A 19441-nucleotide genomic window follows, 5' to 3' on the forward strand; every position below is an offset into this window, starting at 1 on the left:
CATGTACATAACGGCACGAGAACAGAAAGTGATCAAATATATGATTCAGCAAAATCGTTATGTCACCATTCGTGAGATCGCCGATTCTGTTCAGGTAAGTACAAGAACCATTCATAGAGAACTTAAATCCATTAAACCTATTTTAAAGAATTACAACCTATCACTTGATAAACAGCCGGGGAAGGGCTTGAAGGCGGTCGGTGAACAGGAAGACAAACAGCGGCTTCTGTCTCATATTTCAAATGAAGATCAAATTGAATATAGTTCTGATGAACGGAAGCTCTTAATCCTGTGTGCCCTACTTGAAGCAAAAGAACCGGTGAAATTATATACACTTGCAGCCGACTTGCAGGTCACAAATGCGACCATCAGTTACGACTTAGATGAACTGACGGACTGGATCGCTCCTTACGGTTTACTGCTTATCCGCAAGCGTGGGTACGGTATTGAATTAAAAGGACCGGAGGAAGCCAAACGAAAAATTGTCGGGAACCTGATCGTTGACCGTCTCGACATTCAATTATTTCTCGAAACGATTGAGATGAATATTAAACATCGAACGAAAGCGACTGAAAAGGTATTTGGGGTAGTCAGTCGAGGACAGTTGCTCAAGGTAGAAAGGCTTCTCTTTCATTTGAAAAACAGACTCTCTCTCTCGTTGTCAGATAGTGCCTATATTGCACTTGTCGTTCACTTAACCTATGCCATTGAACGCATTCAAATCGGTGAAACCATTCGGATGGAAGAGGATGAATTGCTTGAATTAAAGCGGACGAAGGAATTTGAATCTTCACTCAGAATCGCACGAGCATTAGAACGCATGTTTAATGTAGAGATTCCTGAAGCTGAAGTTGGATACATGACCATCCATTTGCGCAGTGCAAATCGAAGCTTTACGGCAGAATACCGCATTGATGAGATTGAGTTAGATATCGCGCTGAGAACGAAGAAACTCATTGACTTTATTTCTCATAAAACAGGCTATCATTTAAATGAAAACGATTCATTGTATGAGGGACTCGTGTCTCATCTTGAACCAGCTATGAACCGATTAAAAGAAAAGATGCGGATTTACAATCCGCTCACACAACAAATAAAAAAAGACTACTTCTTGCTGTTCATGGCGATTGAAGAAGGTGTGGAGCGCTTCTTTCCTGAGATCGAATTTCCAGAGGATGAAATTGCCTTTATCGTGCTTCATTTTGGTTCGGTGCTTGAAATTAAAAAAGAAGAAACCAAGATTCATGCATTGGTCGTTTGCTCAAGCGGTATCGGTTCGTCAAAAATGCTCGCATCACGATTAAAAAAAGAATTGCCTGAGATCGCCAAATTCGATCTATCTTCCTTAATGGAGCTAAAGGAAATCGACGCTGCAAGCTATGACATGATTGTATCAACCGTTCCGATCCCCTATGAGCATATTGATTACATTATGGTCAGCCCGCTCTTAAACGAGGATGACGCGGTGCGGGTCAAGTCTCATATTAAACGAAAAATTCCTTATCTGATTGAGAAAAAAAGAGCGCAGGAATCTGCAAAAGAATCGGTGGAGGAAACGGTTGATATGATAGGAATGGCAGAGCAAATCACGAATTATATGTCAGTGATTCGCAGCATCTTGTCCCATTTTACAATCGAAAAAAAGAAGACGTCGGACCAGCATGAGTCAACAATGAGAGAGCTGATGCGTCAGGTTGAAAGTCAAGGCTATTTAGAACGTGCAGACGAAGTGACAGCCGGTTTACTTGAGCGTGAGCAGCAAGGTGGTTTAGGCATTCCGGGAACTGAGTTTGCTCTTTTCCACTTAAAGCATGATCTCATTAAGAAACCGGTCTTTCATATCTATGATCTTGGTGAGGCATACGAGATCAAAAGCATGGATGGCGGGCAGCAGCTCATGTCCAGAATGCTCCTCATGCTGGCGCCGCTAGAGCTTGGCAAAGAAGGGTCTGAAATGTTTAGCCTGATCAGTTCATCCATCATTGAAAGCGAAGAAAGCATGGCGCTTTATGGACAAGGAACAAAGGAAGAGATTGAACAGAAATTACATCAACTTTTTTATCAATTTGTCAAAGAGGCAAAATGGTAAGAAAAAAGCCGAGAGCTTATTCGCTTCTCGGCTTTTTTGCTGTGACACAGACAGCGAGGGTGGGACGAATCTCCTCATATTCAACAGAAAACTGATCAAATCCAGCAAATTCTAAGTCATTGAGGATGCTTTCGCCCATTTCTTTTGTCCGATTGGCGTCTGCTCCTTTTTCTCTTGGCTGCATCACAATGACGAGTTTTCCGCCAGGTTTCAAGGTGTGATAAAGGTTGAGTGCGCCAGCCTTTGGGTCATCCCAAATCGTATAATTGTTAACAGAGAGTACTTTGTCATACTGATCCGCCGGCAGGCGCGTTCTTTCAATTTTCCCGACATACAGCCGGACCTGCTTCTCTTTGGATCGTTTCTTTATACGCGAATGCGCCTGTTCCTTCATAGTTGAAGAAGCATCTAGTCCATCAATGTGAAGATCGTCATAATGCTTGAGCATATGTTTGATGCTATAGCCGGGGCCATAGCCTATTTCCAATATGTTTTCACCATCTGATAAATCTAAATGCTGGATCGCCCATTGATTCAGTGCCTTATTTTCATTTGCCATAATAAAACCTGCGATGCTTCCGAGCCAGCCTTTTGGTCTGCTAAAGGTTTTAGAAATGGTTGACAGCATGTGAGAACGCTCCTTTTTTATGTTTATGTAACCGATTTTTCCCATCCTGAAACCTGTCAGTTTTCAAAACGCATTGATGAAGCATAGGGATGTTTGAGTGAAAAAATGAAGTGGTAATGAAAGGATACATCAACAAATCAAGGAGGAGCTTACACATGGATTTACGTGAATACTTAACAAATGGCATTCCGCGCCAAACGCAGGATCAGCAGCCAGGCAGTGAAAGAGAAATGAATCCTGCGCCGATCTATGAGGATGAATCGTATAAAGGGTCTGGTAAGCTAAAAGGAAAAGTAGCGCTGATTACAGGGGGAGATAGCGGAATTGGACGTGCCGTTTCTGTCGCGTATGCCAAAGAAGGAGCTCATGTCGCGATCGTATACTTAAATGAACATGAGGATGCAGAGGATACGCAAAAACGTGTAGAACAGGAAGGCGTCAAATGTTTAACGATTGCAGGGGATGTCGGGGACGAAGCCTTTTGTGAGAAAGCGGTAGAAAAGACAGTTGAAGCCTTTGGGAAGCTGGACATCTTAGTCAATAATGCGGCCGAACAGCATCCGAAAGAACGTATTCAAGATATTTCTAGTGAACAGCTTCACCAAACCTTTAGAACCAATTTCTATTCTTATTTTTATTTTACGAAGAAGGCACTCGATTACTTAAAACCGGGAAGTTCCATTATTAATACAACATCTATTAACCCGTATCGAGGCAACAAAGTGCTCATTGATTATACGGCGACTAAAGGGGCCATCAACGGCTTTACTCGTTCTATGGCACAGTCGCTTGTGAAAGATGGAATTCGGGTAAACGGTGTAGCACCCGGTCCAATTTGGACGCCGCTCATTCCATCTACATTTGATGAAGACAGTGTCGAAAGCTTCGGGGCCGAGACGCCAATGGGAAGACCAGGACAGCCTGTGGAGCATGTAGGCTGCTATGTACTGCTTGCTTCGGACGAATCGTCTTATATGACGGGACAGACACTTCACGTCAACGGCGGTTCCTTTATGAATACATGATCAATAAACACGCCGCCCAGCTTTGATTGGGCGGTGTATTTAGTATTTCTTCCGATTCTTCTGTACAGATGAGACAGACCATATGATAATGCCCACAACAACCGCTGCAATAACAAGTGAACTCAAATGGAACATCGTTTCATGATGCATGTTCAACTTCCCCTTTCAATGTGTCCGTTTTTTATAGCATCAGCTAGAAGATGTCTTTTTATGAAAAACACATTTCTTTGTTTAATGAATGGGTTGTCGTGGAAACCTAAGAGTACGGATGACATTTTGAAGGAGTGAAGATACATGTCACAAGAAGAGTTAAAACAAAAGGTAATGAATTTATTAGACGAACAAAAAGTCGGAACATTGGCGACTGTTGAACAAGATAAGCCGCATACCCGCTATATGACTTTTTTTCATGAAGGGCTGACATTATATACACCAACAAGCAAAGAAACACATAAAGCGGATGAGATTGAAAAAAATCCGAATGTTCATATTCTCATTGGTTATTCAGGTGAAGGATTTGGGGACACATATGCAGAAATCGCAGGTGAAGCCACATTAACTGATGATCCAGAATTGATCGACCGCCTTTGGTCTGATGAGATGGAGAAATGGTTTAAAGGAAAAGATGATCCAAACCTAGTGATCCTTAAGATTGACCCAACCTCCATTCGTTATATGAACGAAGGAAACCGGACACCAGCAGAATTATCACTTTAACACTTGCGTAAGTTGGGGGAACGTGTTATAGTTTTATATTAAGTGTTGAAATAGCAAATAAATAAAGAAAGTAAACTTTCTTTTTTCTATGACATAATGAGAAGCAATAGAGCTTCTACTTGATAAGAACGAGACGCTGTCAAAGCGAACAAACTTATTCTTTTCCTTCTGCAACCGCCCCCTATAAAAGCGGAAGAATGGAAAAAAGACGTTTTGATTTACAATTCACACTGGCACGGCTTCGGAGCCGTAAGGACGAATGAGAGGTAGGGCTTTCGTTGTCTTGTTATCCAGAACTTCCATGGCGTTTACTTTCAAACGTAGGTTCACTCGGAACACATATGACACACTGATATGATCGAATCTTAATTCATACACTCCGTGACGGAGATTAAACATTGATTATTTATTTGCATGAAAAGAGTAAGAAACGGGCTGCCATCTATTTGGCAGCCTTTTTACGTTTTAAACAATAAAATAGGAAAAAGGAAGATAAAAGCGGACACCGTCCGCATGATATCTCCTTCAAAAAGATCCGCCGCTAACAATAGAACAACGAACACTCATCGACAGAAAGAGGAAATGCTTCATTATCAATCCCTTCGCCCTTTCTTCTGATACCTCCAAATCCGGCCAATAAAAAAGAACATCACCGTAAACAAAATAGAGAAGATCAACATGTCCAGCAGTGTCACGCCTCTATCTGGATGCACAACCCCATACCAAACCCATTGAAGAACAAAAGAGATAGCAAAATAAAAGATGGATTCTTTCATGAAATTCTCCTTTTTACTTGTTTTTTTGACTGTTTAGCCACACCATCCAGATGAAAAAGGAACAAATGGCGCATGCGAGCAAAGTGACAGGCGGCAAGGTGTACCAGCCAGTCAGCCCCTTTACAAAGCACATATAAAAAAAGAAAATGGTAATAGATACGAGCACCCCTTGCTTGAACCAACGGGGAACACGCAGCCAAGCCGCTAGAATGATCGATGATAGCTTATCCATTGAGATAACATCCTTTTTTTGAATCTGATTGGATTTTATCGTAAACAATCAAATATGTAAAATATGGATTTAGAAAGTTGGAATGGTATTCTGCTAGCATGAAACATTCTCGCTGCACTGACGTATAAGAAAAAGGAACTCCATGAAAGGAAGCGATCAAGTGAAAAGAATACCAGTGATTTTCCTCAGGTATATTGTCTTCTTTATTCCAGCAATCATTCTTAGTGTCTTGGTGTGGAACCATTACCAAGATGATTTGTCAGCAGGGAAAGCGACGCAATATGACGTCAAACAAATATTTACATTCGATGAAGGAAAACGAGTAGTGAGTGCTGTATCAAAAAACCAGCAGCTCCATTTTGCAATGTATGATCCTCAATCAGGAAAAAGAATCAGTGAATGGATAACGGAAAGCGATACGTTTAATGAAATGCTGCCATCTATTCAAGGGAACCATCTCTTACTTGCTTTAAAAAATAAAGACGATCAGCTGTTGATCGAAAAACTGTCTCCAAGCGGAGCAAAGAAAGAACTCGTCAAGCAAAACTTACAGATTCCCTCATTTTTAAAAACGAATACATATCAATGGAATGGACGTCTCGTGTTTACAGGAGAAATGGAAGGCGCTGCTGCGGTCCTCGGTGAGCTAAAGAATGGTCAGTTTCATGTCCACAATCTCAGCGAGCTGAAGCTGCCAGCAAGACCTGTTTCCATCGATGTCGTCATGAATTCTTTTAGAGGGCAGACCCCATTCCCTATGTTTGAATTGACTTTGAAAAATGACCAGAAGGCGTATGTCAGCGGAATCTCAAACGAGAAGCATCAGCTTGAGGTCTATGTCTCCAAAAGTGCAGAACCGTTTAGCCTCATTGAAGATAAAGTCGTGCAGCAACTGAAAAAAACGATCGGATCATCACAAAACGTTGCTGTCGCTGTCGAATCCAACTATCCAAAAAGACCAAGGAAAGTGGATGCAGAGGGAAGGCTTGGGGAAGTCGTCCCAACACCAAAACCGATGTACCAAACCTTTATCTACCAGCTGAATGAAGAAGAAGTTCTTCTTTTAGGCTCTACAGCAAAGGACGAAGCAAAAGGCAAGCTAACTGGTTATATTTATAATCATCGCACGAATAAGGCGACGTCTGCCAGCAAGCTGTCTCAGTCGTTGTCATATGAATCTTTACAAAAAGAAGATCTCTCTTTTCATAAAAATGTGAAGAGCAATTGGCTCTATTATTCACTTGGCAACCAATTAACGGGGGCATTTGAGACGAAAAGCAAACAGCTAAAGGAATTTTCTTTGCAAAAGGTCATCTCAATCGAAAATGCCAGTCCAGCCCACCAAACGTCTGTTGACACCTTTATGCAATATGTTATGAAGGGCGGACCACTCATTCTCAACTGGGCGATATGGCTCTTTATCCCACTGCTGTTATTTGTGCTAGCGATCTTCCTGCCACCGATTTTGAGACTGGTGAGAAAGAACAAGATAAAAGACAGTGTCACATTAGAAGCCAATATTGTATCTGTCAAAGAAACGGGTACCTACATCAACGAACAGCCGCTGGTCAACATGCAACTTCAATTTCAATATGATGGGAAAAATATCGAAAAGGCGGTTAAAACGGTTGTATCCTATACTCAGATACCGCAACCGGGTCAGCGTATCGCCATTCTCTACAATCCGAAAAAGAAAAAAGCGATGCTCTTAAAAGAAGGTGACTTCTCGCAGCCAAGCGAGCCAAAGTTCATCAAAGGCGCTATTTTAAGAAACATAGAATCATATGGAATCGTAGGACGAGGCACCGTCTTATCACTTACATTTGAAGCAGATCAGAAAAGGTATACCATTCCGATGGTTCAAGCAGCTGGTTTTGAATTTAAACTAGGAGAAAAAGCCGATCTCGTTGACATCAGCGGTCAGTTGAAAATGGCAGCCTATGGCCATGAAGTGCGGAATCGATCGGGGAAAGACGTGACATTGACAGGAACGATCCAACGGGTGAAGCAATATCCAGTCACAATTCATGATCAGAAGCCTATTATGCTGGATGTGACGGTTTCTAGCGGAGATCAATCCATTACAAAAACGGTCAGTCAATTCATACCTGACCATATGGAGGTCGCGCCAGGAACTCAAATCACGATGCAGACAAAACAAGAAGAGCTAGATAAAGAAATCAGTCTTATGCAAGAGAAACAAGGAAGTGCAAAAGTGACCCATGTCACATTTTCCGGTGTCATCGGCAACCAGCCGTTAGCGATCATTCAGATTGAGAGAGAAGGCGTGATGTATGAAGTGAAACAGCCAATCGATCCGATCACTAGCGTCTTGCCAGGTGATGAATTATGGGTGGCATATCACGAAATGACACGTCAAGCAGCCATTGTGAAATATGCATCGATTTAAAAAATACGTCAGCGTGTAGAAAAAGGGCTAAAACGAATGTCGTTTTAGCCCTTTTTGATTAAGCTTTTGTATCATACTGGCGAAGCACCTTGTCATAGGCGAAGTTGCCGAAAGGAATGAATGCCGCAAAGAATCCGGCGATGGACCATTTCAAATGCCAGCGAACTTTAAAGGTCACATATGCCAAAATGAGCATATAGATCACAAACAATGCGCCATGAAGAGAGCCCACAATGGTGACCGCCATCGGAATATCCGCAAAATATTTTAGAGGCATGGCAATTAAAAGAAGGGTTAAAAGAGACATACCCTCAATAAAACCCGCCTGTCTCAGACGGCTAATACTTGTATGCATATACAAATCCTCCTGTATAAAAGCTAGTTTCTCATCTTCTAATATAAACGAAAGATCGCCTGAACATGCGATAATCTACGAAAAATTCAAAATATGTTCAACGAATGCTTAAAAAATGGGAAATGACACGCATTACTTTTCGGTTGTTTCAGAGAGTACTTGCTTTAAATGCGCCACATCATGTATGAGGTGGTCTGTCATCGCCTGAACGGCTTCAGCAGCCCGGCGTTCTTTTATTTGAGTGAAAATGGCCGTATGCTCTTTTTGAATCGTCTCGGCCCGAGGCCCGCCGCTAAAATGAAAGATGCGGCAATAATGAATGAGCGCATTCACGTGATTTAATTGTTTAGATAAACGGTGATTGTGACTGGCTTGTATAATTGTTTGATGAAACGCTTCGTGTAACTGAACGATATCCTGAGATGGCAGCTGCTGTTTGATCGCTTCGTCTGCCTTCGTGAGCACCTGTTCAATGTCATCTATTTCTCTATCTGTGGCTTCTTTGCAGGCAAGCTTAACGGCAAGCGTTTCTAAAGCCATTCGGACTTGATAGAGTTCCTCGACATCCCGCTCTGTTAACGTATAGACAGAGTAGCCTGATTTGGGATCAGCGATTAAAAGTTCGTCCTTTTCTAAAAGCCGCATGGCTTCTCTCACTGGTGAGCGGCTTACGCCAAATTGTTTGGCAAGCTGCGTTTCATTGATGCGCTCTCCTGGCTGAAACTGGCCATCAAAAATCATTTGCTTCAGCTGTTCATAAAATTGCATGTGATACGGTGCTGGTCTTTCCATCTCGAATGAATTCATCCCATCATTCCCTCTTTTGTACATCATCTTTTGTCTCATGTTATCCAAGTTCTTCCCTCTAGGCAAGCCTGCATCGAAAAGTCAATATCGTACAATCCAAGAGAAAAAGGGTGTGCTACACTAATGATCAGCTCAGTGAAAAGAGGGGATCGACATGAGAATACTAGAGGAACGAACAGTCCATTTTGATAAGGACTTGCAAATAGAGGCGTATCGCTTTCATGCCATCATCAAAAAGTTCCCAAAACATTTTCATCCATACTATGTGATTGGATTTATTGAAGGCGGTCAAAGACGTATGTTCTGCCAAAATCAAGAATACATCATTGAAAAAGGAGATATCCTTCTTTTCAATCCGTACGATAACCACGCATGTGAACAATTTGATCACATGCCGCTAGATTATCGCAGCTTAAATATTGAACCAGAGGTGCTGGAGAAGGTCTTTCAGCACAAGCCGCATTTTAAAGCCCCTGTGGTTTCACAAAGTGAACTAGCAAAGCAATTATATGATCTTCATCAAATGATCACAGAAGAAGCTCCTGCTTTGAATAAACAGGAAGCCTTTTACTTTTTGATGAAGCAGTTGATCGAAACCTATTCTGATACACCAGAGGAAAAAGTATCAGCAGCCAATGCCAATGAACAAAAAGTCCAAGACGTACAGCAATATATTGAAACACATCTCACGGAAAATATATCGTTAGATGACTTAGGTGAGCTTGTGTCCATGAACAAATATTCATTGCTGCGTGCTTTTACAAAGTTCAGAGGAATTACGCCGTATCGTTATTTACAGACAATCAGGGTGAACTATGCGAAGGAACTTCTCGCCCAAGGAATGAAGCCAATAGATGTAGCTGCTGCCGCTGGATTTTCTGATCAAAGTCATTTGACTCATTTCTTTTCGGAATTTATTGGGCTTACGCCAGGGCAGTATCAGCAAATTTTTGCAAAGCAGGTAACAGCAAAATGAAAAATAAACAGCTTCTTGGTCATCTAGCAGCCATGCTCACCATTTTTTTATGGGGATCTACCTTTATATCAACCAAAATATTATTAACGGCTTTTTCTCCAACAGAGATTTTATTTTTTCGTTTTTTCCTTGGGTACCTTGCCCTGATGATCATTTATCCAGTCACCATGAAGGTGCAACATAGAAAGCATGAAGGGATGTTTGCGCTCGCAGGGTTATGCGGTGTGGTCTTATACTATTTTTTAGAAAATGTTGCACTTACCTATACGTTCGCTTCGAATGCAGGTGTTATCAGCTCCGTTGTCCCATTTTTCTCTTTTCTATTGTCTTATTTTTTATTAAAAGATGAGCCGCTACATAGCCGGTTTTTTATCGGTTTTTTCATTGCGATGACGGGAATTGTGCTGATTAGCTTGAACGGGATGACGACATTCCAATTGAATCCACTCGGCGATGCTTTAGCATTTATGGCTACCATTGTCTGGGCATTTTATTCCATTTTATCGAAAATGATCAATCAATATGGCTACCATATTATTCAGGTGACAAGACGTGTTTTCTTTTACGGGCTTTTATGGATGATTCCACTGATCTGGCATTTTAAGATTCGTTTAGACTGGGAGCGGTTGACGAATCCATCGTTTGCCTTCCACTTGCTGTTTTTAGGCGTCTTTGCATCTGCTATTTGTTTTCTGACATGGAGCTTTTCCGTGAAGACGATCGGTGTGGTGAAATCGAGTATCTACATTTATGGCGTTCCAATCATCACGATGGTCATTTCAATGATCGTTCTCCATGAGAGATTGACCTTCATGTCACTGCTCGGAACAGCTCTGACTTTGGGAGGATTGCTTCTTTCAGATAAAAAAGGAGCAGGTAGAAAAAAACAGTCAGTCCCATTACAGTTGCAGAACAAAAAGGCGCTTTGATCAAAAAGCGTCTTTTTGTTTATTGAAAGAACATGAACTCTTTAGTAAACTCAACTTAATCGGTCGACGGTCGACCATTCATAAGGGGGAGAATACAATGAAACACTTTTCGATTGCGACGATACCTGGTGATGGGGTAGGAAAAGAAGTTGTACCAGAAGCAGTACGTGTTTTGAAAGCGATATCAGAGGTGCATGGCGGTCTGACTTTTTCTTTTCAGGATTTTCCGTGGAGCTGCGAATACTATTTAGAGCATGGCGAAATGATGCCAAAGGATGGATTGGAACAACTGAAAGCCTTTGACAGTATTTTCTTAGGGGCTGTCGGTGATGCCAACTTAGTGCCTGATCATATCTCGCTTTGGGGACTGCTCATTAAAATTAGACGGGAATTTGAACAGGTGATTAACGTAAGACCGGCAAAACAGCTAAAGGGCATCCGTTCTCCGCTTGCTCAGCCAAAAGATTTTGATCTACTAGTTGTAAGAGAAAATGGAGAAGGCGAATATAGTGAAATTGGGGGTCGGATTTATCAAGGGGAGGATCAGCTTGCGATTCAAAATGCCGTCTTCTCTAGAAAAGGGACAGAACGTGCGATGCGTTTTGCTTTTCAATTAGCAGAAAAGAGACGAAAGCATGTAACAAGTGCAACAAAGTCAAACGGCATCGTGCATACCATGCCATTTTGGGATGAAGTGTTTCAAGACGTCAAAAAGGACTACCCTAAGGTGGCGGCAGATTCTCAGCACATTGATGCGCTCTCAGCCTTCTTTGTCACAAGACCAGAGAAATTCGATGTCATCGTAGCCAGCAATTTATTTGGTGACATTTTGACGGATCTTGGTGCCGCCATAATGGGTAGTATTGGCGTCGCACCAGCAGCCAATATCAATGTAAATGGTAAATATCCATCCATGTTTGAGCCAGTACATGGATCAGCACCAGATATCGCTGGAAAAGGGATCGCAAACCCTATCGGACAAATCTGGACCGCTAAACTCATGCTTGATCATTTCGGAGAGGAAGAATTAGGCACACACCTTCTCGATACGATTGAATCTGTCACAGCAGACGGCTTTTTAACGGCAGATATCGGCGGAGCTTATCAAACACAAGAGGTCACAAACGAAATCATTAAACGATTGAAGAAATAATCCGTCATTAGAACCGCATCTCCACGTCTGCTATAATAAAAGGATGGATAGAAGAAAGAGATGTGAAATCTAGTGTCAAAAACAGTTGTATTAGCAGAGAAACCTTCGGTAGGACGTGACCTTGCACGTGTGCTGAAGTGTCATAAAAAAGGAAATGGTTTCTTAGAAGGAGATCAATACATTGTCACGTGGGCGCTTGGCCACTTGGTGACACTGGCTGATCCAGAAGGCTACGGGAAAGAATTTCAATCCTGGCGTCTAGAGGATTTACCAATTATTCCAGAACCACTCAAGCTTGTCGTGATGAAAAAGACAGGGAAACAGTTTCAAGCGGTCAAAGCGCAGCTGGCGAGAAAAGATGTAAAAGACATTGTCATCGCAACAGATGCTGGACGTGAAGGGGAGCTTGTGGCAAGGTGGATTCTTGAAAAAGCCCATGTGAAAAAGCCTCTAAAACGTTTATGGATTTCGTCTGTTACAGACAAAGCCATTCAAGAAGGGTTCAAACGATTAAAAGACGGCAGAGAGTATGATAACCTGTATCGCTCGGCGGTTGCGCGTGCAGAGGCAGACTGGATTGTAGGAATCAACGCAACAAGAGCGCTGACAACGAAGTTCAATGCGCAGTTATCCTGTGGACGTGTGCAAACGCCAACGATTGCTATGATCGCCAAGCGAGAGGAAGACATTCAGCAATTCCAGCCGAAGTCGTTCTTTGGGCTGACGGCACAAGTAGACGGACTGACGCTGACTTGGCAGGATGCAAAGACAAAACAAAACCGTACATTCCAAGAGGATGTAGTGAAGGAGCGCTTGGCAGCCTGTAAAGGAAAACCTGCAGTGATTGATGCACTGAAAAAAACAGCGAAAAAATCCTTTGCTCCAGGATTATATGACCTGACAGAATTGCAGCGTGATGCCCATAAACGCTACGGTTTTTCAGCAAAAGAAACACTGTCTACACTTCAGCGTCTGTATGAACAGCATAAGCTTGTGACGTACCCGCGTACAGATTCACGTTTTATTTCGGCAGATATCGTTCCCACATTAAAAGATCGACTCAAAGGAATGAACGTTAGACCTTACGCGCAGCATGTGAATCGCATTCTACAATCAGGCATTAAAGCACATAAAGGCTTCGTCAACGATGCCAAAGTGTCAGATCACCATGCGATCATTCCAACCGAGGAAGAGCTGTATCCGGGTGCATTAAGTGATAAAGAGCGTAAATTATATGACCTCATTGCCAAACGATTCCTCGCTGTACTGATGACCCCTTTTGAATATGAGGAAACAACAGTGATCGCCAAGATCGGCAGTGAGACATTCACAGCGAAAGGAAAAATTGTGCAATCAGCCGGTTGGAAAGCCGTGTACGATGATTCCTATGAAGACGAGGAATCAGCCGAAGCAGATCAGCACTTGCCGGCATTAACAGAGGGGCAGTCACTTGACGTACGCCAATTAAAAGAGACAAAAGGCGAAACGAAACCTCCTGCTCGTTTTAACGAAGCGACCCTTTTATCTGCCATGGAGAACCCGTCTGCATTTATGCAGAACAAGGAAAAGGACTTAGTGAAAACCCTTGGCGAAACGGGTGGATTGGGGACAGTGGCAACTCGAGCTGATATCATTGAGAAACTGTTTAACAGCTTCTTAATTGAGAAAAAAGGCAAAGACATCTTCATCACATCGAAAGGGAAGCAGCTGCTTTCTTTAGTACCTGAAGATTTAAAGTCACCTGCGTTAACAGCGGAATGGGAACAAAAGCTTTCTAAAATTGCGAAAGGCCAATTGAAAGCTTCTCAATTCATGAGTGAAATGAAGTCATATGCAAAACAAGCCGTATCTGAAATCAAACAAACGAACCAAACCTTTAAGCATGACAACATGACAGGCACACATTGTCCTGACTGCGGAAAACTCATGTTAAAAGTGAACGGGAAAAACGGCACCATGCTTGTTTGTCAGGATAGAGAATGCGGACATCGAAAAAATGTGGCAAAGAAAACAAATGCACGCTGCCCGAACTGTCATAAAAAGCTTGAGCTGCGCGGGGAAGGCGATGGCAAAATATTTGCCTGTGTTTGTGGTCATAGAGAGAAACTGTCTGTTTTCGAAAAACGCAAATCACAATCCAATCAAAAACGAGCCAGTAAGCACGATGTGTCTAAATATATGAAGAAACAAAAGAAAGTGGAAGAACCAATCAATAACGCACTTGCAGAACAATTGAAGAAACTAAAATTAGATCAATAGTTGTGTAAAAACCCATGTGAATTCGCATGGGTTTTTTGTTTGTTCGAGTATTTTGACATGTTGTTTTTCTGTAAATGGGAATATGTAAGCGAAAAGACTCGTAATTTGGTATAAAATATTTATTTTCATTTAAACAGAAACGCTCTATAATAAATCGTTAGATGCTTAGAGAGAACAAGGATTGAAAGGGGACACGAATGGATACACCCATACATCGTACAGCTATCGCTATACTCATTGTCATTCTACTAGGCGGATGTACCTGGAAACAGCAGCAACATTCAGCTCAACCAGAACCTGCAAAGCCAGTATTGTCAGGAGAGTACTTTATGACTCACCACTTAATGACAGATCAAGGCATGATTCGAACCTCGCTTGCGGAACAGCCTACTTACTTATCAGAATCGCTCGGACTTTGGATGGAGTATCTTGTTAGAAAAAAAGATCAAACATCTTTTGATCAACAGGTAGACGTCTTGCGCACTCAATTCTTACTGGAACATGATCTTCTTAGCTGGCAAATCGAATCTCATCAAAAAAGCAAAGTCAATGCTTTAGTTGATGACTTACGTGTAGTAACAGCACTTCAAAAAGCAGATCAATTGTGGCAGAAGTCAGTGTATCAAACCACAGCCAAAAAAATCGCAAAAGCGTTAAAAGACAAAAACATGTTCAAGGGTATGTTGACCGACTATTATGATGCATCGACAAAGCAAACTTCACATACAATCACACTTTCATATCTTGACCCAAAAGCAATCAAAGAACTAGTATCCCTCCACCTATTCACAGAACAAATGATGAACAACCAATTGGCCATTCTACAAAATGCACCGAGACAAAAAGGTTTTTTTCCAAAATCCTATGACATAGCGAAGAAAGTCTACTCATTTGATCAGGAAATCAACTTGATCGATCAGCTTTATACGGCTCTTCATGCCGAACGTGCACAGGTTGATACATCAGTCATCATGAAATGGCTGAAAACCAACTTCCAAAAGGAAGGAAAGCTGTACGGACGATATAAACTGAGCACATTACAGCCAGCAGTGACGTATGAATCGCCTTCAGTCTATGCATTGGTGATCTTATATGCACTCAAACAAGGAGAAGATGATTTTGCAAAAGACGTCTATCACCGAATGAAAGAGCTGCAAATCCAAGATCCTCTCAAGCCTTATTACGGAGGCTATATGAACGAAAAAGATACACACTCATTTGATAATTTATTGCCTCTAATTGCAGAAAGGGAGCTTCTAAATGAAAAGGTTATTCAGTAACACCTATCGCACGTATTATACGCTGCTCCTCACGTTTGCGGGACTCATTTTATTTATGGGCTACTTGAATGGACGTGATGCGGAGAGTGTCATGATCATCACACTCACATTTGTCGTGATAGGATGCGGTATTTTATTTGGTATTTTGCCAGCATTGGTTTTTACTTTGTTGATTTTGTTCTTTATAGGAAGCGGGATGTTCTTTACAGAGCTCGGTCACACAAATTCACTCTTTTCTCATCAAACGTTGCAAGATGTCGTGATATGGGGCGTGGCGCTTCTCTTTTTTGCTATTTCTGCTGGAAACGTGCATGAGCGAATAAAAACGATGCGTCACACCATTGACCAACAAAAGAGGGCCATCAAACAATTTGTAGCGATTGACTCAACCACAGGCTTTGACAATGCAGAGCGGATGAGGCTCGAGTTATCTGAGGAAATGAAACGAGCAGAACGATACAAACAGCCATTCGTCTTTATCCTTCTTCATATGCACTACTCAGCGGAATTCAAAACATTATATGGAGAAAAAGAAATGCAGCATCTTTTCCAGCAACTCAGTATGAAGATTCGCGAAAGTGTGAGAGAAACCGATAAGAAATTTCGATTATCCGAAGAACGAATCGGGCTGCTGCTCACTCACACACCTGCAGAAAACGTCTCGATCGTTCTTGAAAAGCTAAAGGATAAACTGCAAACGCATGTCCTGCTAAATGGTCGTGAAGTGACCTTAACTTTTCATGTCTGTCATTTAACAAGCAGCTCGGACTATCGGACACCAGAGCAATTTTTAGAAGAACTAGAAAACGAGATGATGATGAATGAACTTTAATGTTTTGACGAAATGTTGTTTGTTATTCGTTCTTTTCTCTATGCTTTCGATCAAAGACAGTACATCAGCTGGTGCACTTGAGAAAGAGTCCAGGACCCTCATCGTCTATTCCACACAATCAGGTGAGACAACGCCAACTGTTCATATGCTTGATGTACTTGTGGGGCATTTTTCCACACGAACGACCATTTTATCTGATGAACAAATAACTGAAAAGAACCTCAATAACTTTCAGCAAGTTATCTATATAGGAGAAGAAAAGAGAACGTTGAAAGCACAAACCGTACGTCTCATAAACGAATCAAAACGTTTAATCGCAATAGGATACAATGCGGAACAGCTTCGCCCATTCTCCAAGCTTACTTTTCACAAACAAGATCACATCAGTCAAATCAAAGATACTGATGATCAAGAATACCGTCAGCTAGAGAGAGGAATCACAGCTCAGACGGTTCAAGGGACAGATCTGCAACGTAAATTCTTAATAAAGAAAAATCAAGCTGAGCAGCCATTTGTGATTCAAACAAAAGAAGGTGTGGCATATATCGGAATGCTAAATATGCTTCAGCACGACAAGCTACTTGCAGAGGTGCTTGAAAGTCTTCTCCTGCCGGTTTCTAGTCAGACGAAGACAAAGTACTTACAGCTTGGGAAGATTAACCCCGTCACGGATGAGAAGAAGTTACTTGAACTTGGGCGATACGTAACAGCCCGCCATATCCCTTTTCTGCTGGCGGTGACCCCTATATGGATTGATCCAGCAACAGGGGATGAAGTGACGCTCAGTGACCGGCCTAAACTTGTCCACGTGTTAAAACAATTGCAAAGCAATGGAGCTAGTGTCGTTCTTCATGGGTTTAGCCGTACGTATCGAACGGAGGAGTCGGGTAAAGGCTTTGAATTTTGGGATGTAAAGTACGATCAGCCCGTTACGTCAAATGAACCAGAGAAAGCTGTTCAGCAGCTGAACAAAAGCTTTTTTCCGAATGAAAAAGATTTTAATGCGTATATCAAATCCAATCAACATCAAGAAGCCATCTATACAGAAGAAAAGCTGACGAAAGGCATTGAACTGCTCACGCAGCAGGGGTTATATCCACTTGCATTTGAAGTGCCGAATGACGCCATATCCCTGCAAGGCTATGAAGTGATTTCCCGCCATGTGTCCAGTCTATTTGGACAGGTGCAGCTCTCAGACCGTACATGGAAAACAAGTAGTGCATCACCATTTTTGTCGACACCCGCCATGCTTCATGGCATGACTTTATATCCTGAACAGTCTATAGATACAGCGTCTGGCCAAGAAGGTGCAAACATACTGGCTGAGCAGACAATTCAATCCATGCAGCATATCCAATCCGCCGCCATTGGGCTGTCCTATGATGTGGAAGCGGGGATAGATGGGCTGCAAGAGTTAATTACACAAATGGATGCGATCCCTTCTAGTGAATGGCTAGATTTAAAGAAAACAAAACAGACTGTTGAAACCCCGCATGTCCAGATCAAAACAACAGGAAATGGACATATTCAAATAGAGCAATCCAATATAGCTGAACCAAAAACAAACAAACGAAGCGGGATGGAAAATATGCTTCGAATGCTCACAATGGTGGTGCTGCTCTTTATTGTGGCATTTGCTTTTTACACATTGTATTTAAGGCTGACGATGAAAAAACGGATCTTTAAGGAGAGAAAATCAGGTGGCTGATATCTTATTTTACCTATCATTAATACTGATTTGGATCATGCTCCTATATCATATGTTTCTGATGCAGGGAGGCTTTCAGCACTATTTAACTTACGAAAAAGTGCTGCCTAAATGGACGAAACAAGGGAAAGATCTGCCGACCGTCAGCATTCTCATTCCAGCACATAATGAAGAAGTGGTCATTCGGCAGACGCTAAAAGCCATGGTCCAGTTATCCTATCCCAAACACCTTCTTGAAATCATTGTGATTAATGACAATTCCACTGATCATACAGGGGAGATTGTGCAATCATTTAGTGAGCAATACGATCATGTTCATATGATTGAAACAAAGCCGCCATTTGCAGGGAAGGGGAAATCTACTGCACTGAATGAAGGCTTAAAGGCTTCGACAGGAGACGTTATTTGTGTATACGATGCAGATAATATGCCTGAAAAGAAAGCCGTCTACCATTTGGTTCTTGGATTATTGAATGATCCTAAAGCAGGTGCTGTTGTCGGGAAATTCAGGGTCATTAATGCAGCCAAAAACCTCCTGACAAAATTCATTAACATAGAAACGATCTGCTTCCAGTGGATGGCGCAAGGCGGGAGATGGAAATGGTTTGGCATTGCGACGATACCAGGCACCAACTTTGCGATCCGCCGGCACATTTTAGAAGAGCTTGGCGGCTGGGATGTCCATGCACTAGCTGAAGACACTGAATTAACAATTCGTGTGTATAATCTGGGCTATGTGATTCGGTTCTTTCCTGCTGCGATTACATGGGAACAAGAGCCTGAAACATGGAAAGTCTGGTGGCGGCAACGAACACGCTGGGCTAGAGGCAACCAATATGTTGTGCTCAAATTTTTAAGGCAGTTTATGAAATTAAAACGAAAACGAATGATTTTCGATTTATTTTATTTTTTCTTTACGTATTTCTTATTTTTCTTTGGTGTACTGCTCTCCAATGGCATTTTTATCTTAAACTTATTCGTTGATCTTCACTTATCTGTGGGAGCTGTGGCACTCATCCTATGGGGGTTAGCCTTCTTCCTCTTTTTAACAGAAGTGATGATTACGTTAAGCATAGAGAAAACAGAGCTGACCAAACAAAACATTCTCATTGTCGTTCTCATGTACTTTACCTATTCCCAAGTATGGATTGCGCTTGTTGTGTACTCCTTATGTGTAGAGGCGAAAAGCCGATTATTGAAACAAGAAGTGAAATGGTACAAAACCGAGCGTTACAATCAACAACAAAAGAAAAGCGGGTGACATA

At 42.0% G+C, this 19441-nt stretch carries 17 protein-coding genes; 12 read left to right on the forward strand and 5 right to left on the reverse strand.

Features of this window, described 5'->3' with window-relative positions; genetic code table 11:
* Nucleotide 1: 1 nt before the first annotated feature.
* Nucleotides 2–2089 (forward strand): BglG family transcription antiterminator, encoded by a 2088-nt coding sequence (locus tag LCD34_RS12695; RefSeq protein WP_224559226.1) that lies wholly within the window; start codon nucleotides 2–4, stop codon nucleotides 2087–2089.
* Nucleotides 2090–2105: 16 nt separating this feature from the next.
* Here the strand turns inward: LCD34_RS12695 and LCD34_RS12700 are convergent, their stop codons facing one another.
* Entirely contained in the window at nucleotides 2106–2717 is a 612-nt protein-coding gene (locus LCD34_RS12700) for a class I SAM-dependent methyltransferase (RefSeq protein WP_079919168.1), read from the reverse strand.
* 155 nt (nucleotides 2718–2872) lie between these two features.
* On the opposite strand from LCD34_RS12700, the gene LCD34_RS12705 reads away from it, so the two are divergent.
* Both LCD34_RS12705 and LCD34_RS12710 read left to right on the forward strand, forming a co-directional pair.
* Complete coding sequence (locus LCD34_RS12705; RefSeq protein ID WP_035390424.1) at nucleotides 2873–3742, forward strand: SDR family oxidoreductase; 870 nt, start codon at nucleotides 2873–2875, stop codon at nucleotides 3740–3742.
* Between the two features lie 294 nt (nucleotides 3743–4036).
* A complete protein-coding gene (locus LCD34_RS12710) occupies nucleotides 4037–4459 on the forward strand; it encodes a pyridoxamine 5'-phosphate oxidase family protein (RefSeq protein WP_110487651.1) in 423 nt (140 codons plus the stop codon).
* 593 nt (nucleotides 4460–5052) lie between these two features.
* On the opposite strand, the gene LCD34_RS12715 is transcribed toward LCD34_RS12710, so the two are convergent.
* Together LCD34_RS12715 and LCD34_RS12720 are read right to left on the reverse strand one after the other, a co-directional pair.
* Nucleotides 5053–5235, reverse strand: a complete 183-nt coding sequence (locus LCD34_RS12715) for a hypothetical protein (protein ID WP_224559228.1) — start codon at nucleotides 5233–5235, stop codon at nucleotides 5053–5055.
* Nucleotides 5236–5248: 13 nt separating this feature from the next.
* A complete protein-coding gene (locus LCD34_RS12720; RefSeq protein WP_048002380.1) occupies nucleotides 5249–5467 on the reverse strand; it encodes a hypothetical protein in 219 nt (72 codons plus the stop codon).
* Nucleotides 5468–5627: 160 nt separating this feature from the next.
* Here LCD34_RS12720 and LCD34_RS12725 point away from each other — a divergent pair, with 160 nt between their 5' ends.
* Nucleotides 5628–7877, forward strand: coding sequence for a hypothetical protein (locus tag LCD34_RS12725; protein WP_224559229.1), 2250 nt, complete (start codon nucleotides 5628–5630; stop codon nucleotides 7875–7877).
* Nucleotides 7878–7935: 58 nt separating this feature from the next.
* Here LCD34_RS12725 and LCD34_RS12730 read toward each other — a convergent pair whose 3' ends face one another.
* Both LCD34_RS12730 and LCD34_RS12735 read right to left on the reverse strand, forming a co-directional pair.
* A complete protein-coding gene (locus LCD34_RS12730; protein WP_008347156.1) occupies nucleotides 7936–8232 on the reverse strand; it encodes a DUF3817 domain-containing protein in 297 nt (98 codons plus the stop codon).
* A gap of 132 nt (nucleotides 8233–8364) precedes the next feature.
* The gene (locus LCD34_RS12735; protein WP_025206775.1) at nucleotides 8365–9039 is read right to left on the reverse strand and encodes a GntR family transcriptional regulator; all 675 of its coding nucleotides are present in this window, start codon (nucleotides 9037–9039) and stop codon (nucleotides 8365–8367) included.
* Nucleotides 9040–9193: 154 nt separating this feature from the next.
* Between LCD34_RS12735 and LCD34_RS12740 the strand changes: the two genes are divergently transcribed.
* The 8 genes from LCD34_RS12740 (at nucleotide 9194) to LCD34_RS12775 (ending at nucleotide 19437) form a co-directional block, all read left to right on the forward strand.
* On the forward strand, nucleotides 9194–10015 hold the full coding sequence (locus tag LCD34_RS12740; protein WP_017358421.1) for an AraC family ligand binding domain-containing protein: 822 nt from the start codon (nucleotides 9194–9196) through the stop codon (nucleotides 10013–10015).
* Entirely contained in the window at nucleotides 10012–10944 is a 933-nt protein-coding gene (locus LCD34_RS12745; RefSeq protein ID WP_008347149.1) for a DMT family transporter, read from the forward strand. The genes LCD34_RS12740 and LCD34_RS12745 overlap by 4 nt, the downstream gene beginning before the upstream one ends.
* A gap of 97 nt (nucleotides 10945–11041) precedes the next feature.
* Nucleotides 11042–12097 carry a tartrate dehydrogenase gene (locus LCD34_RS12750; RefSeq protein ID WP_017366640.1) on the forward strand — a complete coding sequence of 352 codons (1056 nt, stop codon included), beginning with the start codon at nucleotides 11042–11044 and terminating at the stop codon, nucleotides 12095–12097.
* Between the two features lie 72 nt (nucleotides 12098–12169).
* Entirely contained in the window at nucleotides 12170–14356 is a 2187-nt protein-coding gene (gene topB, locus LCD34_RS12755) for a DNA topoisomerase III (protein ID WP_182489480.1), read from the forward strand.
* Nucleotides 14357–14553: 197 nt separating this feature from the next.
* Complete coding sequence (locus LCD34_RS12760) at nucleotides 14554–15636, forward strand: glycosyl hydrolase family 8 (protein ID WP_057078458.1); 1083 nt, start codon at nucleotides 14554–14556, stop codon at nucleotides 15634–15636.
* Nucleotides 15617–16468 carry a GGDEF domain-containing protein gene (locus tag LCD34_RS12765; RefSeq protein WP_046527399.1) on the forward strand — a complete coding sequence of 284 codons (852 nt, stop codon included), beginning with the start codon at nucleotides 15617–15619 and terminating at the stop codon, nucleotides 16466–16468. Before LCD34_RS12760 ends, LCD34_RS12765 begins: the two co-directional genes overlap by 20 nt.
* Entirely contained in the window at nucleotides 16458–18176 is a 1719-nt protein-coding gene (locus LCD34_RS12770; RefSeq protein WP_224559231.1) for a DUF2334 domain-containing protein, read from the forward strand. The genes LCD34_RS12765 and LCD34_RS12770 overlap by 11 nt, the downstream gene beginning before the upstream one ends.
* Before the next feature lie 37 nt (nucleotides 18177–18213).
* The gene (locus LCD34_RS12775) at nucleotides 18214–19437 is read left to right on the forward strand and encodes a glycosyltransferase family 2 protein (protein WP_263490783.1); all 1224 of its coding nucleotides are present in this window, start codon (nucleotides 18214–18216) and stop codon (nucleotides 19435–19437) included.
* The last annotated feature ends 4 nt before the right edge of the window (nucleotides 19438–19441 follow it).

Source organism: Bacillus sp. RAR_M1_44 (assembly GCF_020165935.1).
GTDB lineage: Bacteria > Bacillota > Bacilli > Bacillales > Bacillaceae > Bacillus > Bacillus altitudinis.

Coding starts and splice junctions, on each gene's coding strand:
- LCD34_RS12765 (WP_046527399.1), top strand. CDS start 15,617: ATGAAAAGGTTATTCAGTAACACCTATCGCACGTATTATACGCTGCTC.
- LCD34_RS12735 (WP_025206775.1), bottom strand. CDS start 9,039: ATGAATTCATTCGAGATGGAAAGACCAGCACCGTATCACATGCAATTT.
- LCD34_RS12715 (WP_224559228.1), bottom strand. CDS start 5,235: ATGAAAGAATCCATCTTTTATTTTGCTATCTCTTTTGTTCTTCAATGG.
- LCD34_RS12700 (WP_079919168.1), bottom strand. CDS start 2,717: ATGCTGTCAACCATTTCTAAAACCTTTAGCAGACCAAAAGGCTGGCTC.
- LCD34_RS12710 (WP_110487651.1), top strand. CDS start 4,037: ATGTCACAAGAAGAGTTAAAACAAAAGGTAATGAATTTATTAGACGAA.
- LCD34_RS12770 (WP_224559231.1), top strand. CDS start 16,458: ATGAACTTTAATGTTTTGACGAAATGTTGTTTGTTATTCGTTCTTTTC.
- LCD34_RS12775 (WP_263490783.1), top strand. CDS start 18,214: ATGCTCCTATATCATATGTTTCTGATGCAGGGAGGCTTTCAGCACTAT.
- LCD34_RS12705 (WP_035390424.1), top strand. CDS start 2,873: ATGGATTTACGTGAATACTTAACAAATGGCATTCCGCGCCAAACGCAG.
- LCD34_RS12730 (WP_008347156.1), bottom strand. CDS start 8,232: ATGCATACAAGTATTAGCCGTCTGAGACAGGCGGGTTTTATTGAGGGT.
- LCD34_RS12740 (WP_017358421.1), top strand. CDS start 9,194: ATGAGAATACTAGAGGAACGAACAGTCCATTTTGATAAGGACTTGCAA.
- LCD34_RS12745 (WP_008347149.1), top strand. CDS start 10,012: ATGAAAAATAAACAGCTTCTTGGTCATCTAGCAGCCATGCTCACCATT.
- LCD34_RS12750 (WP_017366640.1), top strand. CDS start 11,042: ATGAAACACTTTTCGATTGCGACGATACCTGGTGATGGGGTAGGAAAA.
- LCD34_RS12695 (WP_224559226.1), top strand. CDS start 2: ATGTACATAACGGCACGAGAACAGAAAGTGATCAAATATATGATTCAG.
- LCD34_RS12760 (WP_057078458.1), top strand. CDS start 14,554: ATGGATACACCCATACATCGTACAGCTATCGCTATACTCATTGTCATT.
- LCD34_RS12720 (WP_048002380.1), bottom strand. CDS start 5,467: ATGGATAAGCTATCATCGATCATTCTAGCGGCTTGGCTGCGTGTTCCC.